We start from the raw sequence: 16553 nt of genomic DNA on the forward strand, positions 1-16553 counted from the left end.
GGCCTCTCAGCCCGCCGGGGCGCGCCTCGGCCCGCCGGCCCGTGCGCCTCAGTCCTCCGGGGCGTCCCAGTCGACCGTGACGACGATCTTGCCGCGGGTGCGTCCCTCGGCGTTGAGGCGCTGGGCCGCCGCCGTCTCGGCCAGCGGGAAGACCCGGTCGACGTGGACGGTGACGATGCCCTGCTCGGCCAGTTCCGCCAGGTGTGCCAGATCGGCGGCGTCGGGACGGACGAACGCGTACCGGCCGCCGTACGAGAACACCTCGGTGTCCACGATGGAGGCCAGCCGCCCGCCGGGGGCCAGGGTCTCGGCGGAGGCGCGCAGCGCGTCCCCGCCCACGGTGTCGAAGGCGGCGTCGATGCCGTCGGGGGCCAGGGCCCGCAGCCGGTCCACGAGCCCGTCGCCGTACTCCACGGGCTCCGCGCCGAGCCGCCGCAGATGGTCGTGGTTGCGTTCGCTCGCGGTGCCGATGACGCGGCAGCCGGTGTGCCGGGCGAGCTGGACGGCGAGCGAGCCGACACCGCCGGCCGCGGCGTGGACCAGGACGGTGTCGCCCTCCCGGACGCGCAGGGTGCGGTGGAGGACCTGGTAGGCGGTGAGCCCGGCCAGCGGCAGTCCGGCCGCCTCCTCGAAGCTGAGGCGCAGCGGTTTGCGCGCGAGGGTGCGCACGGGCGCGGCCACGTACTCGGCGAAGGTTCCCCGGCTGAGGAAGTCCTCGCGCACATAGCCGATGACCTCGTCGCCCACCGCGAACTCGTCCACGGCGACGCCGGGCTGGACGACGACCCCGGAGACGTCCCAGCCGGGGATGACCGGGAAGACCGTGTCCAGGACGCCGTCGAGCTTCCCCTCGCGGGTCTGCCGGTCGACGGGGTTCACGGCGGCGGCCCGCACCTTGACCAGGACGGCGTCGGGGGCCACCTTCGGGTCGGGCCGCTCCCCGTACTCCAGGACGTCCGTGTCGCCGAATCCGCTGTAACTGATCGCCTTCATGCTCCGACCCTCCCGGCGGTCCGGGGCGCCCGCAACTCAGCCAGTCCGTTCACCCGGACTGGACGACATACCGACTGGTCGGCATCATGAGATCGGACCGTTCACCCACCCCGGAGGTACGCACGATGAGCCACGCCCATCCGCCAGGTCTCGATCTCGGCCGGCTGCGCGGACAGCTGGACCGCGAGCGGCCGGGCCTGGTGAACGGACCGCTCGACGCCCGCGTCGTGGAGGGCGGCCGGTCGAACCTGACCTATGTCGTCACCGACGGCACCGCGCGCTGGGTGGTCCGCCGCCCGCCGCTCGGGCATGTGCTGGCCACCGCGCACGACATGAGGCGCGAGCACCGCGTGATCAGCGCCCTGCACCCGACCGCCGTGCCGGTCCCCGAACCGCTGCTCCTCTGCGAGGACGACACCGTCATCGGCGCGCCGTTCTACGTCATGGAGTACGTCGAGGGCACCCCGTACCGCACGGCGGAGCAGCTCGCCCCGCTCGGCCCGGAGCGCACCCGCGCGGCGGTGCTCGCCCTGGTCGACACCCTGGTCGAGCTGCACGCGGTGGACCCCGAGGCGGTCGGTCTCGGCGACTTCGGGCGACCCGAAGGCTTCCTGGAGCGCCAGCTGCGGCGCTGGGGCAAGCAGCTTGACGCCTCCCGCAACCGCGAACTGCCGGGCATCGACGCCCTGCACACGGCGCTCGGCCGCGACCTGCCCGTCTCCCCCGCGCCCACCGTGGTGCACGGCGACTACCGCCTGGACAACGCGCTGATCGGCGCAGACGACGCCATCAAGGCCGTCCTGGACTGGGAGATGTCCACGCTCGGCGACCCGCTCACCGACCTCGGGCTGCTGGTGATGTACAGCTCCGACCTGGGCCTGCCCGAGTCGCCCGTCTCCACCACCAGCGGCGCGCCCGGCCACCCCTCCCCCGCCGAGCTGATCGAGCGCTACGCGGCCCGCTCCGGCCGGGACACCTCCGCCCTCTCCTGGTACACCGCGTTCGCCTGGTTCAAGCTCGCCGTGATCCTGGAGGGCATCCACTACCGCTACACCCTGGGCCAGACGGTCGGCGCCGGCTTCGACCGCATCGGCGACCTCGTCCCCGTCTTCATCGAGCACGGCCTCACCACCCTCCAGGAAGGCTGACCCACGCCATGGACTTCGCATTCGACGCCCGCACCGAGGAGCTGCGCGCCCGGCTGCTCGCCTTCATGGACGAGCACGTCCACCCGGCCGAGCGGATCGCCGACGAGCAGCGCGCCGCGCTGGACTCGCCCTGGCAGACGCCGCCGATCGTGGAGGACCTCAAGGCGGAGGCGCGCCGGCAGGGCCTGTGGAACCTCTTCCTGCCGGGCACCGAGCACGGCGCCGGGCTGACCAATCTGCAGTACGCGCCGCTGGCGGAGATCCTGGGCCGCTCGCCGCGCCTGGCGCCCACCGCGACCAACTGCGGCGCGCCGGACACCGGGAACATGGAGGTGCTGGCCGAGTTCGGCACCGACGAGCAGAAGAAGCGGTGGCTGGAACCGCTGCTGGCCGGGCAGATCCGCTCCGCGTTCGCGATGACGGAGCCGGAGGTCGCCTCGTCGGACGCGACCAACATCGAGACCCGGATCATCCGTGACGGCGGCGACTATGTCATCAACGGCCGCAAGTGGTACATCTCCGGGGCGATGCACCCGGACTGCGAGATCTTCATCGTGATGGGCAAGACCGACCCGGACGGCGCCGACGTCCGCCGCCGGCAGTCGCAGATCCTCGTCCCCCGCGACACCCCGGGCCTGACCGTGAAGCGCGCCATGCGGGTGTACGGCTACGAGGACCACTGGCACGGCGGCCACGCCGAGGTGGTCTTCGAGGACGTGCGGGTGCCGGCGGCCAACCTGATCGGCGAGGAGGGCGGCGGCTTCGCCATCGCCCAGGCGCGGCTGGGGCCGGGCCGCATCCACCACTGCATGCGGCTGATCGGGATGGCGGAGCGGGCCATCGAGCTGATGTGCCGGCGCGCCGTCTCCCGTACCGCCTTCGGCAAGCCGCTCGCCGAGCAGGGCGTGGTGCAGAACTGGATCGCGGACGCGCGGGTCACGGTGGAGCAGCTGCGGCTGCTGGTGCTCAAGACGGCCTGGCTGATGGACACGGTCGGCAACCGGGGGGCGCACACCGAGATCCAGTCCATCAAGATCGCCACCCCGCGCGCGGTGGTCGACATCCTGGACCGGGCGGTGCAGTTGCACGGCGCGGGCGGGGTGAGCCAGGACTTCCCGCTGGCCGAGCTGTGGGCGTCGGCGCGGACGCTGCGGCTCGCGGACGGGCCGGACGAGGTGCACCAGCGCTCGCTGGCCCGGCGGGAGATCAGGAAGTACCTCTAGCGAAGGACCTCTGGAGCGGCCCTCGGGGCGTCAGTAGCCGCCGCCCGGCACATGGTCGGCCAGGGCCAGTTCGCGGGCGAAGGCCCGTACCCGCAGCAGGGTGCGGGCCAGCAGCCGGACCGGGCGGGGGCGGTCGGGGCCGTAGGCCGCGGCCCACAGGACGGGGATGCGGGTGGAGCTCTGGAGGTGCGCCATGTCTCCAGCTTCGCCCCGGCCGCACGGCCGGTCCAACAGATGGATTCGCCGGCAGCCATCGATTCCGTAGATGGATGTGGCTAGCGTGCGGGGATGGAGATACGCCAGCTCCGCCACTTCATGGCGGTGATCACGCACGGCAGTTTCACCGCCGCCGCCCGTGCCGAGCTGATCGTGCAGTCGGCGCTGAGCACCTCCGTGCGCAACCTCGAACGTGAGCTGGGCGCCGAGCTGTTCGAGCGCACCGGGCGCCGGGTGGTGCTGACTGAGGCGGGCCGGGCGCTGCTGCCCGCCGCGCGGACGGTGCTCGCCGGGACGGACGCCGCGCGCGACGCGGTCGCCGCCGTGTCGGAGCTGGCGACCGGGCGGGTGCGCGTCGGCACCATCCAGACCCTGACCTGTGTGGACCTGGCGGCCGAGCTGGCCGCGTTCCACCGGCTGTGGCCCGGGGTGCAGATCTCGTTGCGCGAGGCGACGACCGCGGAGCTGGTGGCCGGGGTGCGCGCGGGCGAGCTGGATCTCGCGTTCCTGGCGCCGGACGCGGCCGACGTGCCCGAGGGGCTGACCGCGTTCGCCACCTGGCGGGAGGATCTGGTGCTGATCACCGCCCCCGGTCACCGGCTCGCGACGGCCGGGCGCACCCTGATCAGGGATCTCGCCGACGAGCCGTTCGTCGACTTCCGCGCCGGTACGGGCCTGGAGACGGCGGTGCGCCGGCTGGCCGCGCACTGCGGTCTGGAGCGCCGGATCACCTGCGACGTCACCCAGATCCGGCTCCTGGTGGAGCTGGTCCGGGCGGGCATCGGTGTGGCGATCGTGCCGCGCCGGATCGGCGAGGACGCGGGGCTGCCGTGCGTCACCATCCGGCAGCCGGAGCCGGGCCGGACGGTGCTGCTGGTGGGCCGGACGCCCCGGCCCCGCAACCCGGCGGCCGCGGCGCTGCTCGGGCGGCTGGGCGGCGGCGGGGAGGGCGGGGCCGGCGCTACGGCCTGAGCGGAGTCACGGCCTGAGCGCGCGCAGCAGCAGGTCGGCGAGGTGGTCGGCGACCTCCTGCGGGGTGAGGGGGCCGTCCGGGCGGTACCAGGTGGACAGGTGGTGGACCGAGCCGAAGTGGTAGTCCACGATGAGGTCCGCCGGGGTGGCCGTGGAGAACACGCCGCTGTGCTGGCCCTCCTCGACCAGGGCGCGGAAGCGCTCGTGGTAGCGCCGCCGCTCGCCGCGCACCTGCTTGTTCTTCTCCGGGCTCAGGTGGTGCATGGAGCGGAAGAAGATCGAGGCGTCGTCGAGGTTCTCGATGGTGGTGACGACCACGTCGGCCGCCGCGTCGCGCAGCCGCTTCTCGATGGGCGCGTCGGCGTTCGCGAAGGCGTCGAGCCGCTCCTGCTGGAGGCGCAGCACCCGGGCGTACACCTCCTGGAGCAGGTCCTCCTTGGAGCCGAAGTAGTGGTAGAGCGCCCCCTTGGTGACGCCGGCCGCCTCCACGATCTCCTGCACCGAGGTGCGGTCGTAGCCCTGCTCGGCGAAGAGCCGGGTGGCGGCGGCGAGCAGCCGCTGCGGGACGGGGGTGCCGCTCCCGTCCATTTCCTTGGCCATGGCCGCCACCTTCCTTCCGTTCCTTGGTGGGCAGTGCCCGGTACGTCGTTTCAGCGGGGTGAACGCAGTTCCCGCCGAAGGATCTTCCCACTTGCCGTCGGCGGCGGCGCGGCCAGGATCTCGACTTCGCGGGGGTACTGCTACCCGGCCGGCTGTTCCCAGGTGCGCTGGAGGCGGTTCATGCCGCGGAGCCAGCGTTCGGTGTCCTCGGCGCGGGCCCGGTAGTAGCCGGCGACCTCGGGGTGGGGCAGGACGAGGAAGCGGTCCTCGGCCATGGCGTCGAACAGGGCGTCGGCGACGGCCTCGGGCTCGATGGCGCCGGGGGCCAGGACGAGGTCGCCGGCGGAGCCGGACGCCGTCAGCATGTCGGTGCGTACGCCCTGCGGGCAGATGGCGTGGACCTTGAGGCCGCGGTGCCGGTAGGTCAGCGAGAGCCACTCCGCGAAGGCGACCGCGCCGTGCTTGGTGACGCTGTACGGGGCCGCGCCGATCATGGTCAGCAGTCCGGCGGCGGACGCGGTGGCGACGAACCGGCCGCTCCCGCGCTCCAGCCAGTCCGGGAGGAGCGCGCGGGCCGCCCGGACGTGGGCCATGACGTTGACGTCCCAGGCGGCGGCCCACACCTCCTCGTCGGCCATCGGGTCGCCGGGCGAGGCCAGGCCCGCGTTGGCGCAGTAGACGTCGATGGTGCCGTCCAGCGCGTTCCGGGCCGCGTCCACGATCCGTGAGGCGTCGCCTGCGACCGCGACGGCGCCGATCTCCCCGGCGAGCGTCGTGATCCGGGCCTCGTCGAGGTCGTTGACGACGACCCGTGCGCCCTCGGCGGCGAATCTGCGGGCGAGCGCGGCGCCGATGCCGCCTCCGGCCCCGGTGACCACCACGCCCGCGCCCCGCACCATGCTCATCGTTCACGCCTCTCCCGATCGGCTCCCCCGATCGACTCCCTTGGCAGACTAACCAGTCGGTATGTCGTCGGGGAAGGGGTGCGCCACGCCCGTCGGGGGCTTGTGTGCCGGATGCGTTCCGCCCGGCCCGCCCGCGCGCTAGCGTGCGTGGCCATGACACTCGTCGCGATCTTGGAGGTAGCCGCATGAGCCTGTCCAGGCGTGGTTTGCTGACCGCCGGCGGTGCGATGGGGGCCCTCGCGGCCACGGCCGGGTCCGCCGCGGCCGGGTCGCCGCAGGCCGGCGGCCGGGGGGACGGCAAGGGGCACGGCAGGGGCAAGGGGCAGCGGGTCCGTACCGGGTTCGACCGGCTGGCCGCCGACGGCTACGCGCTGCTGGCGGGCCAGAAGGCCGGGATCGTCACCAACCCGACCGGCATCACCCCGGACGCCCGGCACATCGTGGATGTGATGCACCCGGACGACCGGGTGGACCTGCGAGCCGTCTTCGGGCCGGAGCACGGCTTCCGGGGCACCGCGCAGGCGGGCGGCTCGGAAGGGCGGTACGACGACCCCGCGACCGGGCTGCCGGTCCACGACACGTATCTGAAGAGCGGTCAGGCCCTGGCCGACGTGTTCACGGCGTCCGGGGTGGACACGGTCGTCTTCGACATCCAGGACGTCGGCGCCCGCTTCTACACATACATCTGGACGCTGTACGACTGCATGGAGGCGGCGGCGCTCGCGGGCAAGCGGTTCGTCGTCCTGGACCGGCCGAACCCGGTGTCCGGGCGGGCGGCGCTCGGGCCGGTGCTGGACCCGGCGTTCGGCACGTTCGTGGGGCGGCGGGAGATCGCGCAGGCGCACGGGATGACGGTCGCGGAGCTGGCGCTGCTGTTCAACGGGGAGTTCCTGAAGGACCGCCCGGCCGACCTGGAGACCGTGACGATGTCCGGCTGGTCGCGCTCCGAGTTCTTCGACGACACGGGCCTGCCCTGGGTGCCGCCGAGCCCCAACATGCCGATGCCCGACACGGCCCTCGTCTACTCCGGCACCTGCCTCTTCGAGGGCACGAACCTCTCCGAGGGGCGCGGCACGACCCGCCCGTTCGAGCTGCTGGGCGCGGAGGGCCTGGACCACGCCTGGGCGGACGCCGCCAACGCGCTGGAGCTGCCCGGAGTCGCGTTCCGCGAGGCGTACTTCGCACCGACATTCTCCAAGTTCCAGGGGAAGACGGTGGGCGGGGTGCAGCTGCACGTCCGGGACCGCGAGGCCTTCGACCCGGTGCGTACGGGCATCGCCTTGCTGATCACGGCCAAGCGGACGTGGAGCGGGTTCGCCTGGCGGCCCGACAACTGGATCGACAAGCTCACCGGCAACACGCGGGTGCGCACGATGATCGACGCGGGGGCGGACGTGGACGAGGTGGTGGGCGCCTGGGCGGACGACCTCGCGAAGTTCCGGGCGGTGCGCAAGCGGTACCTGCGCTACCGCTGAGCCGGTGCCGGGCGGGTCCGTCGTCGGCGGGCCCGCCCGGCCCCGGTCGGTGGGGCGGTGGCTCAGCGGTGGCTCGGGAACTCCACCACCTGCTGGTACGTCGGACGGTTCTGCCAGTGCAGGGACTTCTGGGAGATGCCGCCCAGCGGCCGGTGGACGATCGAGTCCGTACACCACTGGTCACCGGCCCCGCAGCCGGCGTCGGCCGGGTAGACCTCCGCCGCCGGCACCGCCGCCGCCTCCTTCAGCGAGGACAGCAGCGCCGTACGGCAGGCGCCCAGGTCGCCGCCGCCGCAGTACTCCCTGGCCAGCGGGCCCTCGACCGGCTGCCCGAGCACCTGGCGCAGGTCCTTGTCGGCGAAGCCCCACCAGCCGTACTGAAAGGCCGAACCGCTGTGCGCCCCGCTCGGTCCGTGGCTCGCGGCCGGGGACTCGTCGGTGGCCAGGTTGGCGGTCAGCGCCCCGTACAGGCCGTCACCGAGACCGGGGCGGAACTCCGCCTCGATCAGCCGCGGCCACCAGGCGTCCATGATCCGGACCGCGTCGGCGTGCCCGTAGGTGTGCGAGCCGGGGCTCGTCTCCTTGCGCTGGGCGCCGGCCGCGCGCCAGGAGTCCAGCTGCTGGACGACCGCGTTCAGCTCCGGGTCGGTCACCGGCTGGGAGCGGATGACCTTCAGCAGCTCGGGGAGCAGTTGTTCGCCGCGCAGGTCGGTGAGGGCCGCCTCGGCCATGGCGCGGGTCAGCGAGGCGCGGGTGACACCGCCATCGCCGACCAGCTTCGCGACCCGGTCGTCGAGCAGGTCGCCCCGGTGCACCGCGCTGAGCCCGAAGCCGGCGGCGGAGTAGCCCGCGGCCTGCTTGTTGTTCCAGGAGATGTAGTAGTCCTGCCCGCTGGAGTGCGGGTGCTCGGCGAACGGGGTGTACGCGGCGGTGTTGGCGGCCGGGTCGTAGCCCTGCCACTCGTACGCCTGCTCGGCCCGGACCGGCAGCGCCGGGTCCACGCCGGCCGCGCGTACCGGGTTCATGCCGCTGTTGTAGTAGGCGGCCGTGCGGGAGTCCGCGTAGAACCAGTTGAACGCGTAGTCGATGTTGCTCGCGGCGCGCTGGAAGGAGGCGGCGTCGGTGACGTACGACGGGTCGTTGAGCATCTGGAAGCCGATGATGGAGTCGGCCTCGTGGCGGTAGGTGGAGCGCAGCGAGGTGTACGCGACCGGCTTTCCGTCCACCGTGGCGCGGTGGGTGACGATGCCGTAGTCCGTGCGCCACACCCGCATCCGGTAGGAGCCCTTGGCGGTGGAGTCCGCGACGGTGGGCTTCCAGGAGTTGGCCTTCTCCATCTTCTCCATCGCCGTGCAGACGCCCCGGCGGAGGTAGTGCGTGGCGTCCTTGCCGGGCGCCGAGCCGTCCGGCTCGCACAGCTCGACGGCGTAGGTGTCGGTGATGTCCTGGCCGGCCGAGGTGGCGCTCCAGGCGTAGTCCTGGCCCCGGCCCATCTGGATGTACATGCCGACGCCGGCGAAGGAGACGCCGCGGGCGCTGATGCCGGGGCCCTGGATCTCCTGGAGCATCATCAGCTGCGGGGCGAAGTAGCCGGTCTGCGGTCCGAACACGGCGACGGGGTTGCCGCTCGCGGTGTGCGCGCCGGAGACCAGCAGGGCGTTGGACATGCCGCGCTTCTGGGCGCCGGGCCCGGAGCCGGGCAGCGAGCCCTCCGGCAGGACGCCGTCGTCGAACAGACCCTGCGCCTCGCGGAGCGCGGCCGGGGCCTCGACCGGGGCCTTCACCCCGGTGCCCGCCGAGCCGGTGCGGTCGTATATCAGGGGTTCGGCGGTGACGGAGCCGGGGTCGGGGAGCGCGGTGCCGACGGCTTTGTCGGGCTTGCCGGCGTACGGGAAGGCGGTGCCGTCGTGGACGGTGAGCACCGCCTCCGGGTCGTTGCGCTGGCGGAAGGACTCCCACACCTTCGTGCCCTCGGCGACGCCGTACTTCTGCTGGGCGGCGAGCAGCGAGAGCGCGGCCTGCACCTCGCCGCCGCCCCCGCCGCCGAACTGGCCGCCGACCACGGAGGCGATGGAGATGAGGTCGGTCAGTTTGAACGGCTGGATCTCGCCGATGTTGGTGAGGGCGTCGATCTTGCCGGTGAGGACGTACTCGCCGGGGAAGTAGCGGCCGTCCTTGGCCTTCTTGCGGTAGGCGTTGATGCCGTCCACATACGCCTGCGCGTCCGCCATGGCCTGTTCGCCGCGGGCGCCCTCATGGGTTCTGATGTACTCGACCTGGGCCTCCAGGTCGGCCTCGGTGTACGGGGCCTGCGGCCAGAACTGCTGCTCCAGGCCCTGGTTGGCGAGGGCCCCGCCGGCGAACGAGGTCAGCTCGCCGCGCCCGATGTGCCGGAAGAGGTCCATCAGCCAGAGCCGGTCCTGCCCGGCCGCGTACCCGGCGCCGAACTCGGTGCCGTAGCGGGTGGTGCCCTTGATGTGCGGGACGCCGGTCGCCTTGTCGCGGGTGATGGTGACGTCGTCGCGCGGCGAGGTGACGGACTCGACGCGGTCCGCCGGGACGCCGAAGGAGGCGTCGTTGAAGAAGTCGGTGAGCTTCCGGTCGGTGAGTCCGGTGTGCCCGGCGACCAGGCCGTCGTACCGGTCGAGCTGGTCGTCGCTGTGCGCGGGGTGGGTGCCGAACGCCTTGTTCCCGAGGATCTCGACGAGGGTCGCGTTGCCGTTCTCGCCGGGCGGCAGGATGTCGGCGCACTGCCCCTGGCAGTGGTCGGGGACGGGGTCCGCCTCGGCGGCGCCGGCGTGGGGCGCGGCGGCGAGCAGCGAGGTGCCGAGGGCGAGAGCGGCGGCGACGGCCCCGGCTCTGGTGGTGCCGGTGCGGGCGGTCATACGGGTGCGTGGGGGCATGCGTACTCCTCCGAGAGGCCAGTGCGCGGCAGGTTACCGACGGTATGACCGACCGGTAAGGTGAACATCGGTCACCTTCTCCGAATCGCCACATCCGGGCGGATACTGTGCGGGCGTCTCACCAGTCGGACATCCGCACCCTTGGAGGGAGCCGATCCGGGCAGTCGTACGTCCATCCCCTGACGCCGAAGTACGGGCGACGGAGTACGAGCGACGGAGGTGGCGGTTCAATGGCCGGTTTCCGGAGTCTGGCGAGACAGGTCCGCGATCCCGGAAGCGATCTGGCACTGCGGCGGTACTCGCTGCGCAAGTGCCTGGAGCGGTTCGCCCCTTACGGGCACCGGGCGACCTGGGACCATCTGTGCGCGCGGCACGGCATCGACCCCGAGGACCGGGCGCCCGACCCGGTGCGGCTGGTGCGGGCCCTGGAGGAGCTGGAGCGGGCCCGCGCGGTCTGGCTCGGCTACGAGGCGGGGTTCGCGGAGCGCCGCAGGCGGGAGAAGCACCGGGGGCTGCGCCGCCCTGCCGCCTTCGACGACTGGCACCGGCGCACCTGGGGCGGCAACGGGGTCGCGCGCTGCGACGATCCGGCGGTGCACCCCTCGGTGCCGCTGGCCGAGGTGCTGGGCCGGCTGATCACGGCCCTGGAGGGCGAGCCGGGCACCGGCTGCCCGGTGTGCGGCCAGCCCCGGATCACCTGGCGGCACGACCTGGGCAGCGAGCCGTGGTCCGGGCCGGTGTGCACGGGGTGCGGGATCGTGGTGCCGCAGCCCGTGCTCACCCCGGCGGCCCTGGCGAGGGCCCGGCGCGCCCGCACCGACGAACTGGCCTCGGCGGCCTGAGCCGGCACGCGGGACGGGCCGCCGACCGGGGTGGCCGCCCCGTCCGGCCCGGTCGGCGCGTCAGCCCGGTCGGCGTCCGTCAGCCGCACTCGTCGGCGCACTCCGCCGCCGCGGCGACCGGTTCGGGAGCGGCCGGTCCGGGGGCGGGCGTACGGCGCACCGGGCGCTCCGGCATCAGGCGGGAGCCGCTGATCCGCTCGCCGTTGATGTCGTCCGGGTTGGACAGCACACAGGTCTCCAGCGAGAGGCAGCCGCAGCCGATGCAGTCGGTGAGATGGTCCCGCAGCCGGGCCAGCCGCGTGATCCGGTCGTCCAGCTCGGCGCGCCAGGCGCGGGAGAGCCGCGCCCAGTCCTCGTGGTTGGGCGTGCGCTCCTCGGGCAGTTGGGCCAGCGCCTCGCGGATCGTGGCCAGCGGGATGCCCACCCGCTGGGCCGCGCGGACGAAGGCGACCCGGCGCAGGGCGTCCCTGCTGTAGCGGCGCTGGTTGCCGCTGGTGCGGCGGCTGCTGATCAGCCCCTTGGCCTCGTAGAAGTGCAGGGCCGACACGGCGGCGCCGCTGCGCGCGGAGAGCTGGCCGACGGTGAGTTCTTGAAGTGTCTGCGGGATCTTGGGCACCCGTCGAAGCCTACGTGGCCCGGCGCCACCGGTCCGTCGTTGACAGGAACGCACCCGCCAACCATGCTGAGCAAGCGCTTAGACAGTGCGCGATGGACGCAGAGCGGGAAGGCAGGGACCGGGGACATGGCAGAGCCGAGGATCTTCAACTCCGCGCAGGAGCTGCGGGACGGCGTGGGCGAACAGCTGGGCCACAGCGACTGGCTGGAGGTCGACCAGAAGCGGATCGACCTGTTCGCCGACGCCACGGGCGACCACCAGTGGATTCATGTGGACCCGGAGAAGGCGGCGGCCGGCCCGTTCGGGAGGACCATCGCGCACGGCTATCTGACGCTGTCCCTGCTGCCGGCGCTCGTCCCGCAGGTGATGGCCGTCGAGGGTGCGCGGATGGGCATCAACTACGGCACCAACAAGGTCCGCTTCCCCTCCCCCGTACCGGTGGGCTCGCGGCTGCGGGCGACCGCCGTGCTCAAGAGCGTGGAGGAGGCGGGCGGCGGAGTGCAGATCACCGCCCTGGTGACGGTCGAGCGCGAGGGCGGCGACAAGCCGGCCTGCGTGGCCGAGTCGGTGTCGCGCTACTACTTCTGAGCGCGCGGCGTTCAGCGTCCGGCGGCGACCATCCGCAGCACCAGACCGGCGTACAGCTCGCCGACCTCGTCGGGCGTCCTGCTGCCCTGCGCGTTGAACCACCGCGCCACATCGATGCAGAGCGAGAGCACCGCGAGCGTGGTGCCCGGCACGTCCGGCACGTCGAACTCGCCGGAGGCGACGCCCTCGCCGATGATCCGGCGCACCACCGCGTCGGTCCGGCGGCGCAGCGCGATGATCTCGGTGCGGTGCTCCTCGCCGAGCGCGTCGAGCTCGTACTGGACGACGCGGGCCGTGGTGTGGCGTTCGGCGTGCCAGCGGACGAAGGAGCGTACGGCGGAGGCGAGGCGCTCGGCGGCGGTGCCGCCGCTGTCGGCGGCCGACTCCAGCAGGGCCAGCGCCCGGTCGTGACCGATGCGACTGATCCGGTGGAGCAGCTCTTCCTTCGTCTTGTAGTGGATGTAGAGCGCGGCGGGGCTCATGCCGGCGCGGCCCGCGATGTCACGGGTGGTGGTCGCGTGGTACCCGCGCTCGGCGAAGGCGTCGACGGCCGCGACGAGGAGCCGCCGGGCGGCCTCGGGCGTCACCTCGGCCCACGGCGGGTCCTCGGCGTCGGTCTCCTGCGCCGTGCTCATCGTCGCTCGCCCCTCTCAGTCAGCAGGACGAACACCATACCGCGATCCTGAGCAAGCGCTTAGGGAAACCTTTCGCCGTGGACCGCCGCCGACGCTCAGAGCTTCTGGAAGGGGTCGTGCTCGGCGAGGATCTTCTCCAGCCGGGCCTGGTCCACCCGACTGACCAGCTGTCCCGCCTCCTGGCGGTCCCGGATGACCTTGGCCAGGGTGAAGCAGGAGGTCACCAGATACATGACGCCGATGGCGAGGAAGCCGCGCACCCAGGCGTTCGCGTCGAGGAAGTAGATACCGAGGGCCACCGCGCCCATCGCCACGCCGAAGGAGGCGACGGCCTGCCCGTAGAAGGCGGCGGTGTTCTGCTGTTTGACCGGTGTCGTGTCACTCATGGCGCCCAGCTTCCGCCGGAGTAACCCGCGCCACATCCGTGCGGATACTCAGACGGTACTCAGAACGCGGAGACGCCCGTCAGGGCCCGGCCGATGATCAGCTTCTGGATCTGGCTGGTGCCCTCGTAGAGCGTCATCACCCGGGCGTCCCGCAGCAGCTTGCCGACCGGGTACTCGTCGATGTAGCCGTAGCCGCCGAAGACCTGGAGGGCGTTGTTGGCGGCGCGCACGGCGGCCTCGGAGGCGAACAGCTTCGCCTGCGAGGCGGCGGTGGCGAAGTCCCGGCCCCGGTCCACGAGGTCGGCGACGCGCCAGGTCAGCAGCCGCGCGGCCTCGACGTCCACGGAGATGTCGCTGATGAGTTCCTGGACGAGCTGGTAGCCCGCGATGGGCCGGCCGAACTGCTCGCGCTGCCCGGCGTACCCCACGGCCGCGTCCAGGGCGGCCCGGGCGATGCCGACACAGCCGGCCGCCACCGACATCCGGCCCTTGGCCAGGGCGGACATGGCGATCGAGAAGCCCTTGCCCTCGGGGCCCAGCAGCGCGCTCGCGGGCACCCGGACGTCCCGCAGGACCAGTTCCGCCGTGGCCTGGCCGCGCAGGCCGAGCTTGCCGTGGATGGCGCGGCGGGTGAGGCCGGGGGTGTCGGCGGGGATCAGGAAGGCGGAGACGCCCCGGTGGCCGGGGTCGGCGTTGGTGCGGGCGAAGAGGAGCACCACATCGGCCCAGGTGCCGTTGGTGATGAACATCTTGCTGCCGTTGATCACGTAGTCCCCGCCGTCGCGGACTGCGCGGGTGGCCAGCGCGGCGGCGTCCGAGCCGGTGCCCGGTTCGGTCAGGCCGAAGCAGCCGACCGCGTCGCCGGAGGTGAGCCGGGGCAGCCACCGCCGCTTCTGCTCCTCGTCGCCCCAGGCGGCAACGGTCTTGGCGACCAGGCCCAGGGAGACCGAGACGATGCCGCGCACCGAGGAGTCGCCCCGGCCCAGCTCCTCGGTGACCAGGCAGTAGGCGAGGTGGTCGCCGCCGGAGCCGCCGTACTCCTCGGGGACGGTCAGGCCGAGGAAGCCGAGGGAACCCAGCTTCTTCACGATCGACTTATCGACGTTCTCGGAGCGGTCCCACTCGGCGGCGTACGGGGCGACGTCGCGGGCGACGAAGTCCCGGGCGAGCTGCCGCACGGCCTCCTGCTCCTCGCTGAGCTCCAGGTTCACAGCCCGCGCCTCCCTCTTAATTAGCACTGCTAGTTTTTAGGTCGCAGGGCCTACTATGTGCCGCATGGCCCGCCCGCGCAAGCCCCTGCTGAGCAGAGAACGCATCGTCGAGACGGCGAGCGCCCTCGTGGACGCCGAGGGGCTCGACGCCGTCTCGACCCGCCGCCTGGCGGCCGAACTGGGGGTCAGCGGGCCCTCGCTGTACAACCACTTCCGCAACAAGGACGAGATCCTGGACGCGGTCGCCGACGCCGTCTCCGCGCAGGTCGATCTGTCGATGTTCGAGGAGTCCGATCCGCGTGACTGGCGGGCCGCCCTGCACGACTGGGCGGTCTCCTACCGCGCGGCGCTCGCCGCGCATCCGCACATCGTCCCGGTGCTGGCCCGGGGGCCGGGGCGGCGCCCGGCCGGGCTGCGGGTGGCGGACGCGGTGTTCGGGGCCATGGTGCGCGCGGGCTGGCCGCCGGCCCGGGCGACCTGCATCGGCGCGCTGATGCGCTACTTCATCACCGGTTCGGCCCTGGGCTCGTTCGCCCGCGGGTTCGTGGACGACGAGGCGGCGTACGACCCGGCCGACTATCCGCATCTGGGGCAGGCCCACCTGCTGGCCGAGCGGCGCCAGCAGGTGGACGAGGGGGCGTTCGAGACGGGGCTGCGCGCCCTGGTGGACGGGCTCGAACTGCAGTACGCGCAGCTGGAGCCCGCCTCCCGGCAGGATCAGCCCTAGAAGACCACCAGGGCGCGGCCGCCCTTGCCGGCGATCATGTGGTCGAAGGCGGCCGGGATGCCGTCCAGGCCGATCCGGTCGGTGACCATCATGGACAGGTCGAAGCGTCCCGCGCGGATGTGTTCGGCCAGTACGGGCAGGTCGCGGGCCGGGTCGCTGTTGCCGTAGACGCAGCCGGACAGGGTCCGGCCCCAGTGGAAGATCTCCAGGGCGTTGAAGGTCACCTGCTGGTCCTTGCCGCCGATGCCGACGACCGTGGTGCGGCCGCCCCGGCGGGTGGACTCCCAGGCGGTGCGGATGGTGGCCGCCCGGCCCACGCACTCCACGGCCACGTCGGCCCCCTGGCCGCCGGTGAGGGCGCGGACGGCGCGGGGGGTGGTGTCCGAGGCGACGACGTAGTCGGTGGCGCCGGCCCGGCGGGCCAGCTCCTCCTTCTCCGGGGAGACGTCCACCGCGACGATCGTCGAGGCGCCGGCGATCCGGGCGGCCTGGAGCACGGCGAGCCCGACGCCGCCGATGCCGAACACCACGACGGACTCGCCGGCGCGGACCCGGGCGCTGTGGTGGACGGCGCCGTAGCCGGTGAGCACCGCGCAGCCGAGCAGCGCGGCGTCGGTGAGCGGGATGCCGTCCGGGGCGGGCAGCACGCAGTTCGCGGCGACGACGGTCTCCTCGGCGAAGGCCGCCACGTTCAGGCCGGGGTGCAGTTCGGTGCCGTCGGCCGTGCGGGCGTGGACGGCGGAGGTGCCGGCCAGGGCGGAGGCGCAGAGCCACACCTCGCCGATGCCGCAGTGGTGGCAGCTGCCGCAGGAGGGCGCCCAGTTGAGGACGACGCCGTCGCCGGGGGCGACATGGGTGACGCCCTCGCCGGTCGCGACGACGGTGCCGGCGCCCTCGTGGCCGAGGACGGCGGGGACGGGCACCCGCATCGTGCCGTTGGACAGCGAGAGGTCGGAGTGGCAGACCCCGGCGGCGGCGAGACGGACGCGCACCCGGCCGGGGCCGGGCTCCGGCAGAACGATGTCGGTGATCTCCATCGGAGCTCCGACGGCGGACAGTACGGCGGCGCGGACCACGGACTGGCTCCTTGCTGTTCGGTGGGCGGGACGGGTA

At 73.0% G+C, this 16553-nt stretch carries 17 protein-coding genes; 7 read left to right on the top strand and 10 right to left on the bottom strand.

Going from position 1 to position 16553, the window contains the following annotated elements; translation table 11 throughout:
- Window positions 1-48 precede the first annotated feature (48 nt).
- Window positions 49-993 (bottom strand): NADP-dependent oxidoreductase, encoded by a 945-nt coding sequence (locus tag OG710_RS04460; RefSeq protein ID WP_330238164.1) that lies wholly within the window; start codon window positions 991-993, stop codon window positions 49-51.
- 125 nt (window positions 994-1118) lie between these two features.
- Between OG710_RS04460 and OG710_RS04465 the strand changes: the two genes are divergently transcribed.
- Together OG710_RS04465 and OG710_RS04470 are read left to right on the top strand one after the other, a co-directional pair.
- Window positions 1119-2141 (top strand): phosphotransferase family protein, encoded by a 1023-nt coding sequence (locus OG710_RS04465; RefSeq protein ID WP_330238165.1) that lies wholly within the window; start codon window positions 1119-1121, stop codon window positions 2139-2141.
- 8 nt (window positions 2142-2149) lie between these two features.
- A complete protein-coding gene (locus OG710_RS04470; RefSeq protein ID WP_330238166.1) occupies window positions 2150-3364 on the top strand; it encodes an acyl-CoA dehydrogenase family protein in 1215 nt (404 codons plus the stop codon).
- A 30-nt stretch (window positions 3365-3394) separates the two neighbouring features.
- Here the strand turns inward: OG710_RS04470 and OG710_RS04475 are convergent, their stop codons facing one another.
- Window positions 3395-3559: a hypothetical protein gene (locus OG710_RS04475; protein ID WP_330238167.1), complete on the bottom strand. Its 165-nt coding sequence runs from the start codon at window positions 3557-3559 to the stop codon at window positions 3395-3397.
- 93 nt (window positions 3560-3652) lie between these two features.
- Between OG710_RS04475 and OG710_RS04480 the strand changes: the two genes are divergently transcribed.
- Window positions 3653-4552 (top strand): LysR family transcriptional regulator, encoded by a 900-nt coding sequence (locus OG710_RS04480; protein ID WP_330238168.1) that lies wholly within the window; start codon window positions 3653-3655, stop codon window positions 4550-4552.
- Between the two features lie 6 nt (window positions 4553-4558).
- Here OG710_RS04480 and OG710_RS04485 read toward each other — a convergent pair whose 3' ends face one another.
- On the bottom strand, window positions 4559-5152 hold the full coding sequence (locus OG710_RS04485; protein WP_330238169.1) for a TetR/AcrR family transcriptional regulator: 594 nt from the start codon (window positions 5150-5152) through the stop codon (window positions 4559-4561).
- Window positions 5153-5292: 140 nt separating this feature from the next.
- Window positions 5293-6057: an SDR family oxidoreductase gene (locus tag OG710_RS04490; RefSeq protein WP_330238170.1), complete on the bottom strand. Its 765-nt coding sequence runs from the start codon at window positions 6055-6057 to the stop codon at window positions 5293-5295.
- A gap of 185 nt (window positions 6058-6242) precedes the next feature.
- Here OG710_RS04490 and OG710_RS04495 point away from each other — a divergent pair, with 185 nt between their 5' ends.
- On the top strand, window positions 6243-7532 hold the full coding sequence (locus OG710_RS04495; protein WP_330238171.1) for an exo-beta-N-acetylmuramidase NamZ family protein: 1290 nt from the start codon (window positions 6243-6245) through the stop codon (window positions 7530-7532).
- 62 nt (window positions 7533-7594) lie between these two features.
- Here the strand turns inward: OG710_RS04495 and OG710_RS04500 are convergent, their stop codons facing one another.
- A complete protein-coding gene (locus OG710_RS04500) occupies window positions 7595-10435 on the bottom strand; it encodes a penicillin acylase family protein (protein ID WP_330238172.1) in 2841 nt (946 codons plus the stop codon).
- 230 nt (window positions 10436-10665) lie between these two features.
- Between OG710_RS04500 and OG710_RS04505 the strand changes: the two genes are divergently transcribed.
- A complete protein-coding gene (locus tag OG710_RS04505; protein WP_330238173.1) occupies window positions 10666-11277 on the top strand; it encodes a hypothetical protein in 612 nt (203 codons plus the stop codon).
- A gap of 79 nt (window positions 11278-11356) precedes the next feature.
- Here OG710_RS04505 and soxR read toward each other — a convergent pair whose 3' ends face one another.
- On the bottom strand, window positions 11357-11893 hold the full coding sequence (soxR, locus tag OG710_RS04510) for a redox-sensitive transcriptional activator SoxR (protein WP_330238174.1): 537 nt from the start codon (window positions 11891-11893) through the stop codon (window positions 11357-11359).
- 126 nt (window positions 11894-12019) lie between these two features.
- Here soxR and OG710_RS04515 point away from each other — a divergent pair, with 126 nt between their 5' ends.
- Complete coding sequence (locus OG710_RS04515; protein ID WP_111333442.1) at window positions 12020-12481, top strand: MaoC family dehydratase; 462 nt, start codon at window positions 12020-12022, stop codon at window positions 12479-12481.
- Between the two features lie 11 nt (window positions 12482-12492).
- Here the strand turns inward: OG710_RS04515 and OG710_RS04520 are convergent, their stop codons facing one another.
- From OG710_RS04520 to OG710_RS04530, 3 genes are all read right to left on the bottom strand, one after another.
- A complete protein-coding gene (locus OG710_RS04520; RefSeq protein ID WP_111333439.1) occupies window positions 12493-13116 on the bottom strand; it encodes a TetR/AcrR family transcriptional regulator in 624 nt (207 codons plus the stop codon).
- 95 nt (window positions 13117-13211) lie between these two features.
- Window positions 13212-13502: a YiaA/YiaB family inner membrane protein gene (locus OG710_RS04525; RefSeq protein WP_330238175.1), complete on the bottom strand. Its 291-nt coding sequence runs from the start codon at window positions 13500-13502 to the stop codon at window positions 13212-13214.
- 59 nt (window positions 13503-13561) lie between these two features.
- Window positions 13562-14713 (bottom strand): acyl-CoA dehydrogenase family protein, encoded by a 1152-nt coding sequence (locus tag OG710_RS04530; protein WP_330238176.1) that lies wholly within the window; start codon window positions 14711-14713, stop codon window positions 13562-13564.
- Between the two features lie 64 nt (window positions 14714-14777).
- Here OG710_RS04530 and OG710_RS04535 point away from each other — a divergent pair, with 64 nt between their 5' ends.
- Window positions 14778-15440, top strand: a complete 663-nt coding sequence (locus OG710_RS04535) for a TetR/AcrR family transcriptional regulator (protein ID WP_330238177.1) — start codon at window positions 14778-14780, stop codon at window positions 15438-15440.
- Here OG710_RS04535 and OG710_RS04540 read toward each other — a convergent pair.
- Window positions 15437-16516, bottom strand: a complete 1080-nt coding sequence (locus OG710_RS04540) for a Zn-dependent alcohol dehydrogenase (RefSeq protein WP_330238178.1) — start codon at window positions 16514-16516, stop codon at window positions 15437-15439. The genes OG710_RS04535 and OG710_RS04540 overlap by 4 nt on opposite strands.
- Window positions 16517-16553: the final 37 nt, after the last annotated feature.

Source organism: Streptomyces sp. NBC_00525 (genome assembly GCF_036346595.1).
Classification (GTDB): Bacteria; Actinomycetota; Actinomycetes; order Streptomycetales; family Streptomycetaceae; genus Streptomyces.

Bases quoted from the DNA above. Each gene is read 5' to 3' on its own strand.
- OG710_RS04525 (WP_330238175.1), bottom strand. From the start codon at position 13,502: ATGAGTGACACGACACCGGTCAAACAGCAGAACACCGCCGCCTTCTAC.
- OG710_RS04535 (WP_330238177.1), top strand. From the start codon at position 14,778: ATGGCCCGCCCGCGCAAGCCCCTGCTGAGCAGAGAACGCATCGTCGAG.
- OG710_RS04505 (WP_330238173.1), top strand. From the start codon at position 10,666: ATGGCCGGTTTCCGGAGTCTGGCGAGACAGGTCCGCGATCCCGGAAGC.
- OG710_RS04515 (WP_111333442.1), top strand. From the start codon at position 12,020: ATGGCAGAGCCGAGGATCTTCAACTCCGCGCAGGAGCTGCGGGACGGC.
- OG710_RS04495 (WP_330238171.1), top strand. From the start codon at position 6,243: ATGAGCCTGTCCAGGCGTGGTTTGCTGACCGCCGGCGGTGCGATGGGG.
- OG710_RS04480 (WP_330238168.1), top strand. From the start codon at position 3,653: ATGGAGATACGCCAGCTCCGCCACTTCATGGCGGTGATCACGCACGGC.
- OG710_RS04520 (WP_111333439.1), bottom strand. From the start codon at position 13,116: ATGAGCACGGCGCAGGAGACCGACGCCGAGGACCCGCCGTGGGCCGAG.
- OG710_RS04465 (WP_330238165.1), top strand. From the start codon at position 1,119: ATGAGCCACGCCCATCCGCCAGGTCTCGATCTCGGCCGGCTGCGCGGA.
- OG710_RS04485 (WP_330238169.1), bottom strand. From the start codon at position 5,152: ATGGCCAAGGAAATGGACGGGAGCGGCACCCCCGTCCCGCAGCGGCTG.
- OG710_RS04490 (WP_330238170.1), bottom strand. From the start codon at position 6,057: ATGAGCATGGTGCGGGGCGCGGGCGTGGTGGTCACCGGGGCCGGAGGC.
- OG710_RS04500 (WP_330238172.1), bottom strand. From the start codon at position 10,435: ATGCCCCCACGCACCCGTATGACCGCCCGCACCGGCACCACCAGAGCC.
- OG710_RS04460 (WP_330238164.1), bottom strand. From the start codon at position 993: ATGAAGGCGATCAGTTACAGCGGATTCGGCGACACGGACGTCCTGGAG.
- OG710_RS04475 (WP_330238167.1), bottom strand. From the start codon at position 3,559: ATGGCGCACCTCCAGAGCTCCACCCGCATCCCCGTCCTGTGGGCCGCG.
- OG710_RS04470 (WP_330238166.1), top strand. From the start codon at position 2,150: ATGGACTTCGCATTCGACGCCCGCACCGAGGAGCTGCGCGCCCGGCTG.